Below are 14,670 nucleotides of genomic sequence, written 5' to 3'. Positions count from 1 at the left end.
GAACCTCTCGGGGTTGCTGTCGGCTGAGCCGGAGACTCAGTTGCTGGCGAAGAACTGGTCGATGCGCTGGCGGTGGATGGTGACCGGATACTTGTCGCGCAACGCGCTGGTGAACTCAGCCACCAGATCGTTCTCCATCCCCTGTTCGACCGAGGCGCGGACCGGCGCCAGATCGGCGTCGGCGGCCTTCGGATCGGCCGGGATGACCTCCTTCAGGCGGGCGACGACCTGGGCGTCGGCGGTGTTGCCGGTGACGACCTCGTTCGGCTTGGCGGCGAACAGCTTGGCGACCATGTCGGCCGGCAGGCCCTGGACCGACTGGGCATCGCGGGTGAAGGGGGCGGTCATGGCAAAGCTGGCGCCGGCCTGGGTGGCGACGTCCTGCGCCGCAGCCTCGGCGCCCTTCTTCAGGCTGGCGGCGATTTCTTCCGCCTTCTTGGCGGCGCGCTCGGCGCGCTGCTCCTGCTGCCAGTCGGCGATGACCTGATCGCGCACGTCGGCCAGCGGACGGACGGCGGCGGGGATCACGCTGTCGACGCGGACGGCGGTGAAAATGCTGCCTTCGCCTTCGGTCAGGTTGGAAGTGGCGCCGGTCTTCAGCTGGAAGGCGTTGGGCAGCAGCGCCTTCAGGCCGGACAGGTCGGGGGCAGCATCCTTGCCGTCCGGCGCCTTGCCGGTGCTGTCGACGGCGGCGACCTTGGTCAGCGCCAGACCCTGGGCCTGCGCGACCTCTTCCAACGGCGCACCGCTGGCGAGCTGGTCCTCGACCCGGTTGGCGATGGAGAAGACGGAGTCGAGCGCCTGTTCCTTCTTCAACTCGGCCTCCAACTGGCCGCGCACGTCCTCGAAGCTCTTGGTCGAGGCCGGGGTGACGCCGGTGACGGCCATGACATGCCAGCCGAGCGCGCTCTTGATCGGGTCGGAGGGCTTGCCGGGCTCCAGCGCGAAGGCGGCGTCGCCGATCTCCGGCAGGTCGGCCTTGGCGATGTTGTCCAGGGTCACCGGCTCGACGCCCGCGTCCTTGGCGGCATCGGCGAGGCCCTTGGCCTTCGCGGCCTCGGCGATCTGCTTGGCCTTCGCCTCGTCGTCGACGACCACCATCTGCACTGTGCGCTTTTCCGGGGCGCCGAACTCGTTCGCACGCTCCTCATACGCCTTGCGCAGCTGGGCGTCGTCGATCTTGATGTCCTTGGCCAGCGCGTCGGGCGACAGGCGGGCGACCGTCAGGGCGCGGTACTCCGGGGCGGTGAAGCGGACCTGATGGTCCTCGTACGCCTGCTTGATCGTCGCATCGTCCGGCACGCCGACGTCGCCGATAGAGGCGTTGGGCAGGGTCACCACCTCCGCCACGCGCTTCTCGCCGCGATAACGGTAGAGGTCCTGCACCAGCGGCTGCGGCGGGGTCAGGCCGGCGGACACCGCGCCGGCGACCAGCTGGCGCGCCGTCTCGCGCTGGATCATCGCGACATAGGCGTCTTCGGTCAGCTGGTTGTTGCGCAGCACCGACCGGAAGACGTTGGGATCGAACTGGCCCTGCTGGTTGCGGAAGGCCGGTTCTTCGGCGATGCGCATGCGCACCACCTCCGGTCCGACGGCGACGCCCATGTCGGAAGCCGCGAGGTCGAACAGCGTGCGCTGGATCAGCGACTGCAGCGACTGCTCCAGAAGGCCGAAGCGCTTGGCCTGCTCGGCGGTCAGGTTGCCGCCCAGCATCGGGCGCAGCCTTTCCATCTGGCGGCGGAATTCCTGGTCCAGCGCCTGCTGCCCGATCTCCACCTTGCCGACTTCGGCGACGGTGGTGGGGGTGGTGGAGCGGAACACGTCGCCGATCCCCCAGACGCCGAAGCTGAGGATCAACAGCACGAACAGGATCTTGACGACCCAGGAGCCGGCGAAATTGCGGATGAACTGGAGCATGGGACCCGAATCTAAGCGCGTCGTTCGGCCATCCGGCCGGGGCGGCGCATCATAGATAGGGGAGGGTGGGGCGGCAACAGCCCATTTCCACGCAGCCCGCCTCCGATGTCGCTGCTCTCGCCAAAGGGGATCTGCAAACGAACACCCCGGCCTCACGGGGAACGTGGGGGCCGGGGCGTCGGACACTCATACCATCGCGGAGCCCTCGGCGGGCGCCGGGATTACTTCAGCGCGTCGCGTGCGGCATCCTTGGCGCCGCCGATGCTGTTCTGAACCTTGCCGGCGGCCTTTTCGCCGCGGCCCTCGGCCTCGGTCTTGGTGTCGCCGGTCAGCTTGCCGGCCGCTTCCTTGATCGAGCCCTTGATTGAGCGGGCGGCGCCCTCGATCCGGTCCTTGTCCATGGTGGCAACCTCTTGCGTGTTGATTATGCCGGAACAACAGGACGGAAGGGGAAAGGGTCCATTAAAAATATTACACGAAAGACAAGTCGGCCCGGCCGGAGGCGTCGTGCATCAGGCCCGGCGCGGTTCGTCGATGCCGCGGCCTGCCCGGTGCGGCGGGGTGCCGCCGCCGATGCGCATCGGACCAGCGCTGTGCCGGCGCAGTGCCGCCAGTTGCAGGGCGTGGTGGGCGATCGTGTCACGGAAATCGCGGTCGACGCGGCTGAAGGCACTGTAGGCCAGCCTCACCGCCGCCGGAGAGCGGGTGCGCAGGGCCTCATTCAGGGCATCGCGCAGGGTGCGCAGTTCGAGGATGCCGGGAACGAAGGCCATCTCCACCGCCTCCGCCAGGATCTCGACGGAACACAGCGTCGCTTCGTCGTCGAGCGTAAGCCTCACCCTGTCGCGTCCAATCCGATCGTGGGGGCTGATGTTCAGGAACCAAGCAGGTCGAGAACCGCCGTCAGGCAGCGGTGCCGGGTCAGGCACGCCTCGCAGCATCGGGCTGCCTGGGCCGGCTCCGGGCAATGCTGGCGGCGCAACGCCTCCAACCCCTGAAACAGGACGAGCTTCTTCGCATCCGAGATCACGTCGGTGGCTTGGATCGTTTCAAAGGCGTCCCGCATAGGATTGGTCGCGTCTATGAACATCGCCGTATGCCTCCGTTCCGAGCCAATCTATGCCGCACCCCTGATGAAGTCCATGAATGCGCTGTAATATAGCGGCAGCAAATTGAAACGAGCTGTGGCGCCATTCACCGGCGCGCAACGCATTGACGCGGCAATCGGCGATGGGCAGCATCGGCCCGGTCGATGACGAGGAAGAAACGGAGGCGGGATGGCGCAGGCGCTGGGGACGACGCTGGCCGTCTATGGTACGGCCGCATTGGCGGAGATCGCCGGCTGCTTCGCCTTCTGGGCCTGGATACGACTGGGCCGGAGCGCATGGTGGGCGTTGCCGGGATTAGCGAGCCTGTGCCTGTTCGCGTGGCTGCTGACGCGGGCCGACGCCGACTTCGCCGGACGCGCCTATGCCGCCTATGGCGGCGTCTACATCGCGGCGTCTCTGCTGTGGCTCTGGCTGGTCGAGGGCGCGCGGCCGGACCGCTGGGACGCGGCCGGCGCACTGGTCTGTCTGGCCGGGGCGGCGCTTATTCTTGCCGGCCCCCGCGGGAGTTGAAGGTCGGCGGAACCGGCCGGTTGACCGAGCGCCGCAGGGCGGGGCCGTTCACCAGAACAAGGCGGCCGGCGTCGTCCACCCGCAGATAGGCGCCGACGCGCACGGCCCGGCGGAGGATGTCGTCGTTGAGCATGATCTGCGCATCGGCCAGGGACAGCGGGGTGCCCTGGTAGTATGCACGGCCGTCGGTGTGGCTGATCTGGCTGAATGCGTTGGTCATGTCTGTATGCTCCCAATCGTTTTCTTGTACTGCGGACCGTTGGCGGACCCGAAGCGACGGCAGCACCCGGCGTGAGGCTGGAGGTTCACGCCTGTGGCTGCGGCCATTGTCGGACAAACGCCTGGGACGTCCGGTTTATTCCTCCATCGCGGGCTGTGAGGCGAATTGCTTCCCGTGCGGGGAATGTGTGGAGAGAATCCTGGGGCCGATACCGCCGCAGGTCCAGACCACTGCTGCGGATGCCACCGAAATGTCGCAGACCACACGCGCAAAAGCTGTGGTTGTGCTGCCGGGCGCGGCCGTTTATTCCCTGAACCGTGCCGCGCATTGAACCATGTCAATCATGTATCGGACTCTAACCGTTAGAGTGCGAATGCATCACGGGCAACGAATTGCGCAAATGCTTGGCATTTGCGGGAATGCTTGGCGTTGGAAATCAAGCCGGACGGGGTCATAATACCTCCGTCGGGTATCCAATTCAGCCGCCGGGCGTCCGTCGGTGCATCATCAGGCCGGCCTTTGCGGCAGGACAGAGAAAAGCGGATCGTTTCGTGGACCTACAACCGGCGGATCAGATGAACGGTTCCGAGTGCAGCGGTTCCAGCGGGGATCACGCCGCCGCGATGCCGCGCGATCCTGCCTTTCTGGCCTCTTTGGCCACCAGCCTGCTGGACGACGGCGGGATGGCGCTGGTCTATCTGGACCGCGACGGCCTGTGCCGCCACGCCGATCGGCATTTCGCGGCGGTCCTGGACCGTTCGCCGGCGGACCTGATCGGCCGCGAACTGGCGGGCATCGAGCATCCCGTGACTGCGGCGCTGGCCGCTGCCGTCGCGGCGCTGGGCGGATCGCCGGTGCAGACCTCCGCGCCGGTCGATTGCCCGACGGTCGGTTGCGACGGCCGGCGCTCGATCCTCAGCGGCAGCGTGATCGTCCATCGCGATGCCGCCGGGGTGACGGTCGGCTATCTCGGCACCTTTCACCTGACCGGCGACCCCGACCGCATCGCGCAGTTCGTGACCTGCCGGGATTCCTTCATCGCCACCCTGCTGGACGCGGCGGTGGACGGCATCATCGTCTCCGACCGCACCGGCATCATCCGCTCCATCAATCGCGCCTGCTGCCGCCTGTTCGGCTATGAGGATGGCGAACTGGTCGGACGGAACATGTCGATCCTGATGCCGCCGCCCTTCTCGCGCGACCACGGCCGCTACGTCGATACCTACATGCGGACCGACCGGCCCAAGATCATCGGCATCGGCCGCGAAACGCTGGGCCAGCGCAAGGACGGCACGGTGTTCCCGATCCATCTCAGCGTCGGTCAGGCACGGCTGGGCGAGGATGTGACCTTCGTCGGCATCATCCGCGACATCTCCGAACGCCTCGCGGCGGAACAGCGCGCCTCCTACCTCGCGCGGCACGATCCGCTGACCGGGGTCCTGACCCGCACCGCCTTCCTTGAGGAATGCGAGGCGCTGTTCGCCGGCAGCTGCGCCGAAGAGGCGGGGACGGCATCGGCCGGAAGCCAGTTCGCGCTGTTCTCGCTCGACGTCGACCAGTTCAGCGACGTGAACGAGGCCTTCGGCTTCCATGTCGGCGATGCCGCGCTGAAGGCGATGGTCAGCCGGGTGACGGAGGTGCTGCCGCCCAACACCATCATCTGCCGCATCGCCGCCGACGAATTCGCCGCGCTGTCACGGGTGACCGACGCCGACCATGCGCGCACGCTGGCCGGCGTGCTGCACGACCGGCTGACCGCGTCGATTTACGCCGACCGCCATTGGGTGCGGCTGCGGCTGTCGGTCGGCGCCGCGGTGCAGGACGATTCGGTCAGCACGCTGGAGGATTTGAACGCCAAGGCCAAGCTGGCCCTGCAGGCGGTGCAGCACAATGGCGGCAACGCCGTCTGCTTCTACACGCCGGAAATGGCGGCGGCGGCGACCCGGCGGATGCTGCTGACCATGCATCTGACCCACGCCATCGAGCGCAACGAACTTCGCCTCGTCTATCAGCCCATCGTCGACAAAGCCGGCCGGGTCCGGTCGGCGGAAGCGCTGCTGCGCTGGGAGCATCATGCCCTGGGGCCGGTCTCGCCCGGAGAGTTCATTCCGGTCGCGGAGGAAAGCGGCCTGATCGTGCCGATCACCGACTGGGTACTGTCCACCGCCGTCGCCCAGATGGCGGTCTGGGAGGCGGAGGGCGTGCTGCCCGACCGCGTCTTCCTCAACATCTCCGGCCAGCAGTTCCTGCGCGGCAACCTGACCCTCCGGCTGGAGGAACTGCTGGGCGGGCATCCGTCGCTGCGCAGCCATCTGGGGCTGGAGATCACCGAACAGGCGGCGGTGCGCGACCTGAAGGTGGCGGTGCGGACGCTGGGCGAACTGGCCGATCTGGGCATCCAGGCGGCCATCGACGATTTCGGCTCCGGCTATTCCTCCCTCAGCTATGTGCAGCAGTTGCCAGTGGCGAAGCTGAAGATCGACCGCGCCTTCGTCATCGATGTGCCGGAGAATCCCAAGAGCAACGCACTGGTCCGCGCCGCGGTCGGCATGGCGCACGGCCTGGGCCTGACGACGGTGGCGGAAGGGGTGGAGACGGCGGAGCAGCGCGATTTCCTGGTGTCGGTCGGCTGCGACATGATGCAGGGCTATCTGTTCGGCCGTCCGATGCCGCCCGAGGCGCTGGCCGACATGGTGCGCTCACAAGCCGCACCCGCAATCGCCTGATCCCCCTCCTTGGGGTGAATCCTGTCTCGACAGCGTCAGCTGCAACTGATATCCATTCGCACGGAATTGAGAGCCATTCGCAGTCCGGGAGTGATGGATGTTCATCGACAAGATCGCTGGTGTCGCTTTTGCCGTCGGTGCCTTGACCGCCTTTTCGGTTCAGGCGCAGGAAGTCAATGTCTACAACTCGCGTCATTACAACACCGATCGCGCGATCTATGAAACCTTCACGAAGTCGACCGGTATCAAGGTCAACATCATCGAAGGCAACCATGATGAACTGATCCAGCGCATGAAGTCGGAGGGCGCCAGCAGCCCGGCCGACCTGTTCATCACCGTCGATGCCGGCCGTCTGGCCGCGGCGGCCAAGGAAGGGCTGCTCGCCCCGGTCACCTCGCCGGAGCTGGAAGCGGTCAAGGTTCCGGCCAACCTGCGCGACCCGGGTGGGGCCTGGTGGGGCCTGTCCAGCCGCGCCCGCATCATCGTCTACGCCCGCGACCGGGTGAAGCCGGAGCAGATCAAGGATTACGAGGATCTCGCCAAGCCGGAATGGAAGCACCGCGTCCTGACCCGCAGCGGCACCCATCCCTACAGCCTGGCCCTGACCGCGTCGATGATCGAAGCGCTGGGCGAGGAGAAGACGGAGGAATGGGTCAAGGGCCTCGTCGCCAACCTCGCCCGCCCGCCGCAGGGCGGCGATACCGACCAGATCCGCGCGGTCGCGGTGGGCGAGGGCGACGTCGCCATCGCCAACACCTATTATGTCGGCAAGATGATCACCTCGGCCAAGCAGGAGGACCGTGAGGTCGCGGCGAAGGTCGGAGTCATCTTCCCGAATCAGGGCAACCGCGGCACCCATGTGAACCTCAGCGGCGCCGGCGTGGTGAAGACCTCCAAGAACCAGGAGAACGCCCGCAAGCTGCTGGAATATCTGCTGAGCCCGGAGGCGCAGCGCCAGTTCGCCGACGGCAACATGGAATACCCGGTCAACCCGGCGGTCCAGCCGCATCCGGAGCTGGTGAAGCTCGGCAGCTTCAAGGCGGCCGAGGTGAATGCCGCCTCCTTCGCCGCCCACACGCCGCAGGCGCTGCGCATCATGGACCGTGCCGGCTGGAAGTAAGATGACCGACACTCTCGCCCCTTCCGTCATCCTCTCCGGCATCACCCACCGCTACGGGCAACTGACCGCGGTCGACGATGTCTCGCTGTCGGTCGCCCCGCGCGAGGTGGTGTGCATCGTCGGCCCGTCCGGCTGCGGCAAGTCGACTCTGCTGCGCCTGATCAGCGGACTTGAGTCGGTCCAGAAGGGCGAGATCGCGGTGGAGGGGCAGCAGCTCGCCACCGCGGGCCGATCGCTGCCGCCGGAAAAGCGGCCGGTCGGCATGATGTTCCAGGATTTCGCGCTGTTCCCGCACCTGACGGTGGCGGGCAACATCGCCTTCGGCCAGACCGACCGCCCGCGCGCCGAACGCAAGCGCCGGGTGGAGGAGTTGCTGGAGACCATGGCGCTGACCCGCTATGCCGACGCCTACCCGCACACCCTGTCGGGCGGCCAGCAGCAGCGGGTGGCGCTGGCCCGCGCCATGGCGCGCGACCCCAAGGTCCTGCTTCTGGACGAACCGTTCTCCGCGCTGGATGAGCAGCTCCGCCGTTCGGTGCGGGAAGAGGTGGTGCGGATCATCCGCGCCAGCGGCATCGCCACCATCGTCGTTACCCATGACCCTGAAGAGGCGATGGAGATGGGCAACCGCGTGGTGGTGATGGAGGCTGGGCACATCGTCCAGGCCGACACGCCGGTGAACCTTTACCAGCGCCCGGCCAACAGCTTCGTCGCCCGCCTGTTCGGCGAGGTGAATCGCTTCCAGGCGACGGTGCGTGACGGGCAGATCGTCACGCCGCTCGGCCGGGTGATGGCGCCCGGCCTACCCGGCGGGACCAAGGTCGAGGTCGCCTGTCGGGTGGAGGATCTGGAACTGGTGCCGCTGGGTGCCCGGCCGGACGCCGTTCCGGTGCGGGTGCGGCATTCCAGCTTCCTGGGACCGGCGACGCGGGTTTGCCTGGATTTGGGCGGGTCGGAAATCCATGCGCGCCTGCCGGGACATGTCGACGTGCGCGCCGGCGAGGAGTTGTCCGCCGCGATGCTGGCCGAGCGGGTGATGGTGTTCCCGGCGGGGTAAGGGGAGTTATCGAGACGGATGCCCCCTCCCTAACGCTCCCCCACCTTCGGTGGGAGCGGGGACTGCCGCCGCATCGCGATCAAGTTACGCCGACAAGCTTCCCACCCCCTCCACCGCCAAGGGCGGGGGAGGGGTGGGGAGGAGGCGATCGGTGCGGAACGTCACGCCCCCGCCCGCACCTCATCCTCGCCGAACTGCAGCCGGCACAGCCGCGCATAGGCGCCGTCGGCGGCCAGCAGCGCGTCGTGCGTCCCCTGCTCGATGATGCGACCGCCTTCCATCACCACGATGCGGTCGGCGTTGCGCACGGTCGCCAGACGATGGGCGATCACCAGCGTGGTGCGCCCCTCCGTCAGCCGTTCCAGCGCCGCCTGCACCAGACGCTCCGATTCACTGTCGAGTGCGCTGGTCGCTTCGTCCAGCAGCAGGATCGGCGCATCCTTCAGGAAGGCGCGGGCCAGCGCCAGACGCTGGCGTTCGCCGCCCGACAGCTTGACGCCGCGGTCGCCGATCACCGTGTCGTAGCCTTCCGGCAGCTTCGAGATGAAGTCATGCGCGGCGGCAGCCTTGGCGGCGGAGATCACGTCGTCCATCCCGGCGTCGAGGCGGCCGAAGCAGATGTTCGCCCGCACCGTGTCGTTGAACAGAACCGTGTCCTGGCTGACGATGGAGACCGCGCCGCGCAGGCTGCGCAGGGTGGCGCCGCGCACGTCCTGGCCGTCGATCAGCACCTCGCCCCCGGTCACGTCGTAGAGGCGCGGGATCAGGTTGAACACCGTCGATTTGCCGGCGCCGCTGCGCCCGACCAGCGCCACCGTGCTGCCGGCCGGCACGTCGAGGTCGATGCCCTTCAGCGTGTCGGCCCCGGCCTCGTAGCAGAAGCGGACGCCGCGGAGCGCCACCGCACCCTTGGAAACCGACAGCGGCTTGGCGCCCGGCTGCTCGACGATGGTCGGCTGCTGGTCCAGCAGTTCGAAGATGCGCTGTGCGGCGGCCATGCCCTCCTGCAGGGCGGCGTTCAGCGTGCCGATGGCCCGCACCGGCTGGGCCGCCATCAGCAGCGCGCCGACGAAGCCGGAAAAGGCGCCGACCGAGCCCTCGCCCAGCGTCATGCGGTAACCGGCGAAGGCGATCACCCCCGCCACTGCGACGCCGCCCAGCACCTCCATCATCGGATCGATGCGTGAGCGGGCGCGCACCGCCTTCATGGTCAGTTGGTAGTTCTCATGGAAGGCGCGGCCGGCGCGGGCGCGCTCATAGTCCTCCAGATTGTAGGTCTTGACCATACGCGCGCCCGACAGGCTTTCGGTCAGCAGCGAGGTCATGTCGCCCATCTGCGCCTGGGTGTCGCGGGAGACGCGGCGCAGGCGCTTGCCGATGCGCACGATGGGCACGGCGGCGATGGGATAGATGATGAAGACGATCAGCGACAGCAGCCAGTCCAGATAGAACATCGACCCGACCAGCGCGATCACCGTCAGGATGTCGCGCACCAGCCCGGTCAGCGTGCGGGTCAGCGCATTGCGGATCAGGTCGACATCGTTGATGAAGCGGGAGGTCAGTGCCCCGGTCGGGGTGGCGTGCAACTGCGCCATGTCGGCAGTCTGCAGATGCGTGAACATCGCCAGCCGGACGTCGGCGATGACGCGCTGGACGATGTCGCTGGTCACCACGGTCTGGGAATAGAGCGACACGCCCTTGATGACCGTCACCGCGATGATCGCCAGCGGGATCGCCAGCAGCATGCCGCGGTCCTGGGCGGAGAACATGGCATAGGAGCGGTCGATCAGCAGCGGATAGGCGCCGGTGGCCGCCGCCACGACCGCCATCAGCACGAAGCACAGCAGCAGCTTGCCGCGATAGGGACGTACCCACTCGCGCCACATCCGGGCCGCCAGCCGTTCGGTCGCCGCATCCAGGCGCAGGGGCTTGCCGCTCTTGTTCGTCACGGTCGCATCCGATCTCTTGTGCGTTGGGGATGGCTTAGCCCATGGGCTTCGGCTTTGTCCACCGGTCGACGCGATGCCGCCCGCTCTGGTTACAGGCTTCCTTTACCGGTTTCGTGCGAGCCTGCTGATGATCGGCGCCGCAAACACCGGTGCCGCCAGGGGAAGAGGAGTGCCCATGCCGAACGGATTTGGCCTCAACGGCGGACTTAGCAACGGTGCGCGGCGCCCGCGCATCGGCCTCGCGCTGGGCGGCGGGGTGGCGCGCGGCTGGGCGCATATCGGGGTGCTGCGGGCGCTGAAGCGCTATGGGATCGAGGCCGACATCGTCTGCGGCTCGTCGGTCGGGGCGCTGGTCGGCGGCGTCCATCTGGCGGGAAAGCTCGACACGCTGGAAGAGTGGGTGCGCACGCTGACCCGGATGAAGATCGTCGGCTATCTGGATTTGCGGCTGCGCCAGGGCGGCGGGCTGATCGGCGGCGACCGGCTGCTGGCGGAACTGCGCCTGCATCTCGGCGACGTGCGGATCGAGGAACTGCCTTGCCCCTATGCCGCCGTCACCACCGATCTGGTGACCGGCCATGAGGTTTGGCTGCAGCGGGGCGAGCTTGTCGACGCCATGCGGGCGTCCTTCTCGCTGCCGGGGGTGTTCCCGCCGGTGTCCATCGACGGGCGCTGGATGATCGACGGCGCCCTGGTCAACCCGGTGCCGGTGTCGGCCTGCCGGGCGTTGGGCGCGCAGATGGTGATCGCCGTCAACCTGTCCGGCGACATCCTGGGCAAGGCGCGAAAGCCGGGCGCCAGCGTACCGACCGCCGCCGGTTTCGACCTGCTGAAGCTGGTGGAGGACGAGACGCCGGGCCAGCGGCCATTCAGCGGGATCGGCGCCCTGACCCGCCGCATCTTCCGCCGCGACTATGAGGGGCCGAGCCTGTTCGGCGTGATGGTCTCGTCGCTGGGCATCGTCACCGACCGCATCACCCGGTCGCGGCTGGCCGGCGACCCGCCGGACGTCCACATCGTGCCGCGGCTTGGCCATATCGGTCTGACCGAGTTCGACCGTGCCGACGACTGCATCCGCGAGGGTGAGGCGGCGGTGGAGCGCGTCCTGCCCGATCTGCACGACGCGCTTGCCGTCTTCGCCACCGGCCCGCGCGAATCGATGCGCGGGCAGGGGCGGGACTGACAGGCTTCTTAGTGGTCGATTGCGGTGCCCAGCGCCGCACCGCCCAGGCCGCCGATCACGGCGCCGCGGGTGCCGTCCACCGCGTAACCGCCGGCCGCACCGGCCGCACCGCCGACCACGCCGCCAGTCGAGCAGGCAGTGACGGAAAGAAGCGCGAACACCGCACCGATCAGACGCAAACGGGACATCATGCAACCCTCCTCGTGTTGACTGTTCGGTGTCTAAACACGCGACGATGCATTTTGCTTCCATCGTCCCCTGATCTTTCGTTCTGATACTTCCGGATGGAACCTCTTCCCCCTTCAAGCGTTGTCCGGACTTTAACCATGCAACGTTTAAAACGGGGGAACGACCATGCGGTCCATCACCAAACATTTGCGCACAACCGCCCTGGCCGCCACCGCGGCCCTGTCGCTGGCCGCCTGCCAGAACCCCAATGGCGGAATGGGCGGCATCGGCGGCATGAACACGTCGGAGACCGTCGGCACGCTGGGCGGCGCCGTGGCCGGCGGGTTGCTGGGCTCCCGCTTCGGCGGCGGGGCCGGCAAGCTGGCGACCACCGCAATCGGCACGCTGGTGGGCGCCTATGCCGGCCAGCAGCTGGCCAGGCACTTCACCGCGGCCGACCAGAACCGCGCGTCGGACGCGGAGGAGCGGGCGGTCGCCAACAACCAGACCATCACCTGGAACAACCCGGAATCCGGCAACCGCGGCACCATTCAGCCGGTGAAGACCTATCAGGGCAGCAACGGTCAGACCTGCCGCGACTACAACCATACGGTCGTGATCGACGGCAAGACCGAGGTCGCGCGCGGCACCGCCTGCCGCCAGCCTGACGGAAGCTGGAGGCTGATGTCGTAAGCGTACAGCCTATCCGAATGACCGCCTTCAGGTCCTACGCCTTGCGGATGTGGAAGGTTGCCGTCAAAATCAAGGAGTTCCGCCGGATGGCGGCCTGATGCGAACGGCGTGCGGGGCATATGGAGGCGGTCAGCTACATCATCCTCATCGGATCCACCCTGCTGATCGTCAGCGTGCTGACCAGCTACCTCGCTTTGCGGGTCGGTGCGCCGTTGCTGCTGATCTTCCTCGGCATCGGCCTGCTGGCCGGCGAGGATGGGATCGGCCAGATCGCTTTCAACGATGCCGGTTCCGCCTTCCTGATCGGGTCGATGGCGCTGGCGGTGATCCTTTTCGAGAGCGGGTTCGACACCAAGCTCGCCAGCTACAAGGCCGCGGCCTGGCCGGCGATGACGCTGGCAACCATCGGCGTGGCGGTGACGACCGGAGTGGTGGGCGTCGCCGCCCATTGGCTGCTGGGTCTGGAGTGGACCGAGGCGCTGCTGGTGGGGGCGGCCTGCAGTTCCACCGACGCTGCGGCGGTGTTCTTCCTGCTGCGCGTCGGCGGCATCACGCTCCGCGACCGCGTCCGCTCCACGCTTGAAATCGAATCGGGCAGCAACGATCCGGTCGCCATCATGCTGACCATCCTGCTGGTGGAGGCGGCGACCCACGGTCTGGCCTCGCCCGTCGCCATCGTTGGCGAGCTGGTTCTTGCGTTCGCCCTGGGCGGGGTGATGGGACTGGCCGGCGGCTGGCTGCTGGTCGCCTTTATCAACAAGGCGAATTTCGAATCCGGGCTGAACCCGGTGGTGACGCTGACCTTCGCCCTGTTCATCTTCGCAGTCACCAACGTGCTGGGCGGCAGCGGCTATCTGGCCGTCTATGCCGCCGGGCTCTATGCCGGCAATGTCAGACTGCGCGGGGCGCTGGACCTGCGGCGCTTCCATTCCGGGCTGACCTGGCTCAGCCAGATCGTCATGTTCGTGATGCTGGGGCTGCTCGCCACGCCACGGGAGTTCGCCGGCATGATCCTGCCGGCGCTGGGGGTGGCGGCGGTGCTGATCCTGGTCGCCCGTCCGGCCGCGGTGTGGATGTGCCTGCTGCCCTTCCGATTCTCGGTTCGGGAAACCAGCTTCATCGCCTGGGTCGGCCTGCGCGGGGCGGTATCGCTCCTGCTGGCGCTGGTGCCGGTGCTGGGCGGGCTGGAGAACGGCCAGCTGATCTTCAACACCGCCTTCGTCGTCGTGGTCGTCTCGCTGCTGGTGCAGGGCTGGACCATCGGCACGATGGCGCGGGCGCTGGAGCTGATCGTCCCGCCGCGCCGCGGCCCGGTGGAGCGTGTGGAGCTTGAGCTTCCCGGCAATGCCGATCAGGAGCTGGTGGCCTATACCGTCCATGCCAAGAGCCCGGCGGCCCGTGGGCAGCGCATGCCGCGCTGGGCCAAGCCGTCGCTGGTCATCCGGTCGGGCGCGGTGGTGCCGCTGCACAAGGCGAAGCCGCTGCAGCCCGGCGACCATGTCTATCTGTTCACGCCACAGCACCGGCTGCCGCTGATCGACAGGCTCTATGGCGGCAGCCGGGCGCTCGACCAGAATGACCGGGAGTTCTACGGCGATCTGGTGTTGAGCCCCGACGCGACGGTGGAGCAGATCGCCGAGATGTACGGGCTGCCGCTGTCGCTGCCGAACGCCCGTTTGACCTTGAGGGACCTGCTGCGCAACGAGTTCGGCGGCTCCTGCGAACTTGGCGACCGGGTGCGCATGGGCGGGGTCGAACTGATCGTGCGCGACATGGAGGACGACACCATCACCTCCGTCGGCATGGCGCTGGAGCCGGCCCGCGTAACCAGCCGGCGCCGGCCGCTCTATCAGCGGATCGCCGATGTCGGCGGGCGGCTGCGCGGCTGGTGGATCAAGCACTCCTTCCGGCGCTGGAAGGAGCGCGAGAAGCTTCGGGCACGCCGGCAGGAGGCGCTGCCACTGCCTGAACCGAACCACGAGGAACGGGTGGAAAGCCGGAACGACGCCGCCTGAACG

General features: G+C 67.7%; 14 protein-coding genes. 7 read left to right on the top strand and 7 right to left on the bottom strand.

All coding sequences use genetic code 11. From position 1 onward, the window contains the following. Window positions 1–36 precede the first annotated feature (36 nt). The 4 genes from B9N97_RS20350 to B9N97_RS20335 form a co-directional block, all read right to left on the bottom strand. A complete protein-coding gene (locus B9N97_RS20350) occupies window positions 37–1,917 on the bottom strand; it encodes a peptidylprolyl isomerase (protein WP_085089566.1) in 1,881 nt (626 codons plus the stop codon). A 221-nt stretch (window positions 1,918–2,138) separates the two neighbouring features. Beyond that, the gene (locus B9N97_RS20345) at window positions 2,139–2,318 is read right to left on the bottom strand and encodes a CsbD family protein (RefSeq protein WP_085089565.1); all 180 of its coding nucleotides are present in this window, start codon (window positions 2,316–2,318) and stop codon (window positions 2,139–2,141) included. 111 nt (window positions 2,319–2,429) lie between these two features. After that, window positions 2,430–2,756, bottom strand: coding sequence for a hypothetical protein (locus B9N97_RS20340; RefSeq protein ID WP_085089564.1), 327 nt, complete (start codon window positions 2,754–2,756; stop codon window positions 2,430–2,432). A 35-nt stretch (window positions 2,757–2,791) separates the two neighbouring features. After that, window positions 2,792–3,007 carry a hypothetical protein gene (locus tag B9N97_RS20335; protein ID WP_085089563.1) on the bottom strand — a complete coding sequence of 72 codons (216 nt, stop codon included), beginning with the start codon at window positions 3,005–3,007 and terminating at the stop codon, window positions 2,792–2,794. A gap of 187 nt (window positions 3,008–3,194) precedes the next feature. Between B9N97_RS20335 and B9N97_RS20330 the strand changes: the two genes are divergently transcribed. After that, on the top strand, window positions 3,195–3,536 hold the full coding sequence (locus B9N97_RS20330) for a YnfA family protein (RefSeq protein WP_085089562.1): 342 nt from the start codon (window positions 3,195–3,197) through the stop codon (window positions 3,534–3,536). On the opposite strand, the gene B9N97_RS20325 is transcribed toward B9N97_RS20330, so the two are convergent. Further along, window positions 3,508–3,756, bottom strand: a complete 249-nt coding sequence (locus B9N97_RS20325; protein WP_085089561.1) for a hypothetical protein — start codon at window positions 3,754–3,756, stop codon at window positions 3,508–3,510. The two genes, B9N97_RS20330 and B9N97_RS20325, sit on opposite strands and share 29 nt — an antisense overlap. Window positions 3,757–4,379: 623 nt before the next feature. Between B9N97_RS20325 and B9N97_RS20320 the strand changes: the two genes are divergently transcribed. The 3 genes from B9N97_RS20320 (at window position 4,380) to B9N97_RS20310 (ending at window position 8,659) form a co-directional block, all read left to right on the top strand. Next, a complete protein-coding gene (locus tag B9N97_RS20320) occupies window positions 4,380–6,482 on the top strand; it encodes a putative bifunctional diguanylate cyclase/phosphodiesterase (protein WP_244560810.1) in 2,103 nt (700 codons plus the stop codon). A gap of 97 nt (window positions 6,483–6,579) precedes the next feature. Further along, entirely contained in the window at window positions 6,580–7,602 is a 1,023-nt protein-coding gene (locus tag B9N97_RS20315; RefSeq protein ID WP_085089559.1) for a Fe(3+) ABC transporter substrate-binding protein, read from the top strand. A 1-nt stretch (window position 7,603) separates the two neighbouring features. Next, entirely contained in the window at window positions 7,604–8,659 is a 1,056-nt protein-coding gene (locus B9N97_RS20310; RefSeq protein WP_085089558.1) for an ABC transporter ATP-binding protein, read from the top strand. A 161-nt stretch (window positions 8,660–8,820) separates the two neighbouring features. Here the strand turns inward: B9N97_RS20310 and B9N97_RS20305 are convergent, their stop codons facing one another. Continuing rightward, window positions 8,821–10,608 (bottom strand): ABC transporter ATP-binding protein, encoded by a 1,788-nt coding sequence (locus tag B9N97_RS20305; RefSeq protein WP_085089557.1) that lies wholly within the window; start codon window positions 10,606–10,608, stop codon window positions 8,821–8,823. 175 nt (window positions 10,609–10,783) lie between these two features. On the opposite strand from B9N97_RS20305, the gene B9N97_RS20300 reads away from it, so the two are divergent. Further along, window positions 10,784–11,791, top strand: a complete 1,008-nt coding sequence (locus tag B9N97_RS20300) for a patatin-like phospholipase family protein (RefSeq protein WP_085089556.1) — start codon at window positions 10,784–10,786, stop codon at window positions 11,789–11,791. Between the two features lie 8 nt (window positions 11,792–11,799). On the opposite strand, the gene B9N97_RS20295 is transcribed toward B9N97_RS20300, so the two are convergent. Next, the gene (locus B9N97_RS20295; RefSeq protein ID WP_085089555.1) at window positions 11,800–11,982 is read right to left on the bottom strand and encodes a hypothetical protein; all 183 of its coding nucleotides are present in this window, start codon (window positions 11,980–11,982) and stop codon (window positions 11,800–11,802) included. Window positions 11,983–12,145: 163 nt separating this feature from the next. Between B9N97_RS20295 and B9N97_RS20290 the strand changes: the two genes are divergently transcribed. Together B9N97_RS20290 and B9N97_RS20285 are read left to right on the top strand one after the other, a co-directional pair. After that, the gene (locus B9N97_RS20290; protein WP_085089554.1) at window positions 12,146–12,652 is read left to right on the top strand and encodes an RT0821/Lpp0805 family surface protein; all 507 of its coding nucleotides are present in this window, start codon (window positions 12,146–12,148) and stop codon (window positions 12,650–12,652) included. Window positions 12,653–12,771: 119 nt separating this feature from the next. Beyond that, on the top strand, window positions 12,772–14,667 hold the full coding sequence (locus B9N97_RS20285) for a potassium/proton antiporter (protein ID WP_085089553.1): 1,896 nt from the start codon (window positions 12,772–12,774) through the stop codon (window positions 14,665–14,667). Window positions 14,668–14,670 lie beyond the last annotated feature (3 nt).

This window comes from Azospirillum oryzae (assembly GCF_900177515.1).
Lineage (GTDB): Bacteria > Pseudomonadota > Alphaproteobacteria > Azospirillales > Azospirillaceae > Azospirillum > Azospirillum oryzae_A.
Note: the sequence above shows the minus strand (reverse complement) of the source record. Positions and strands in the feature narration are given on the sequence as shown.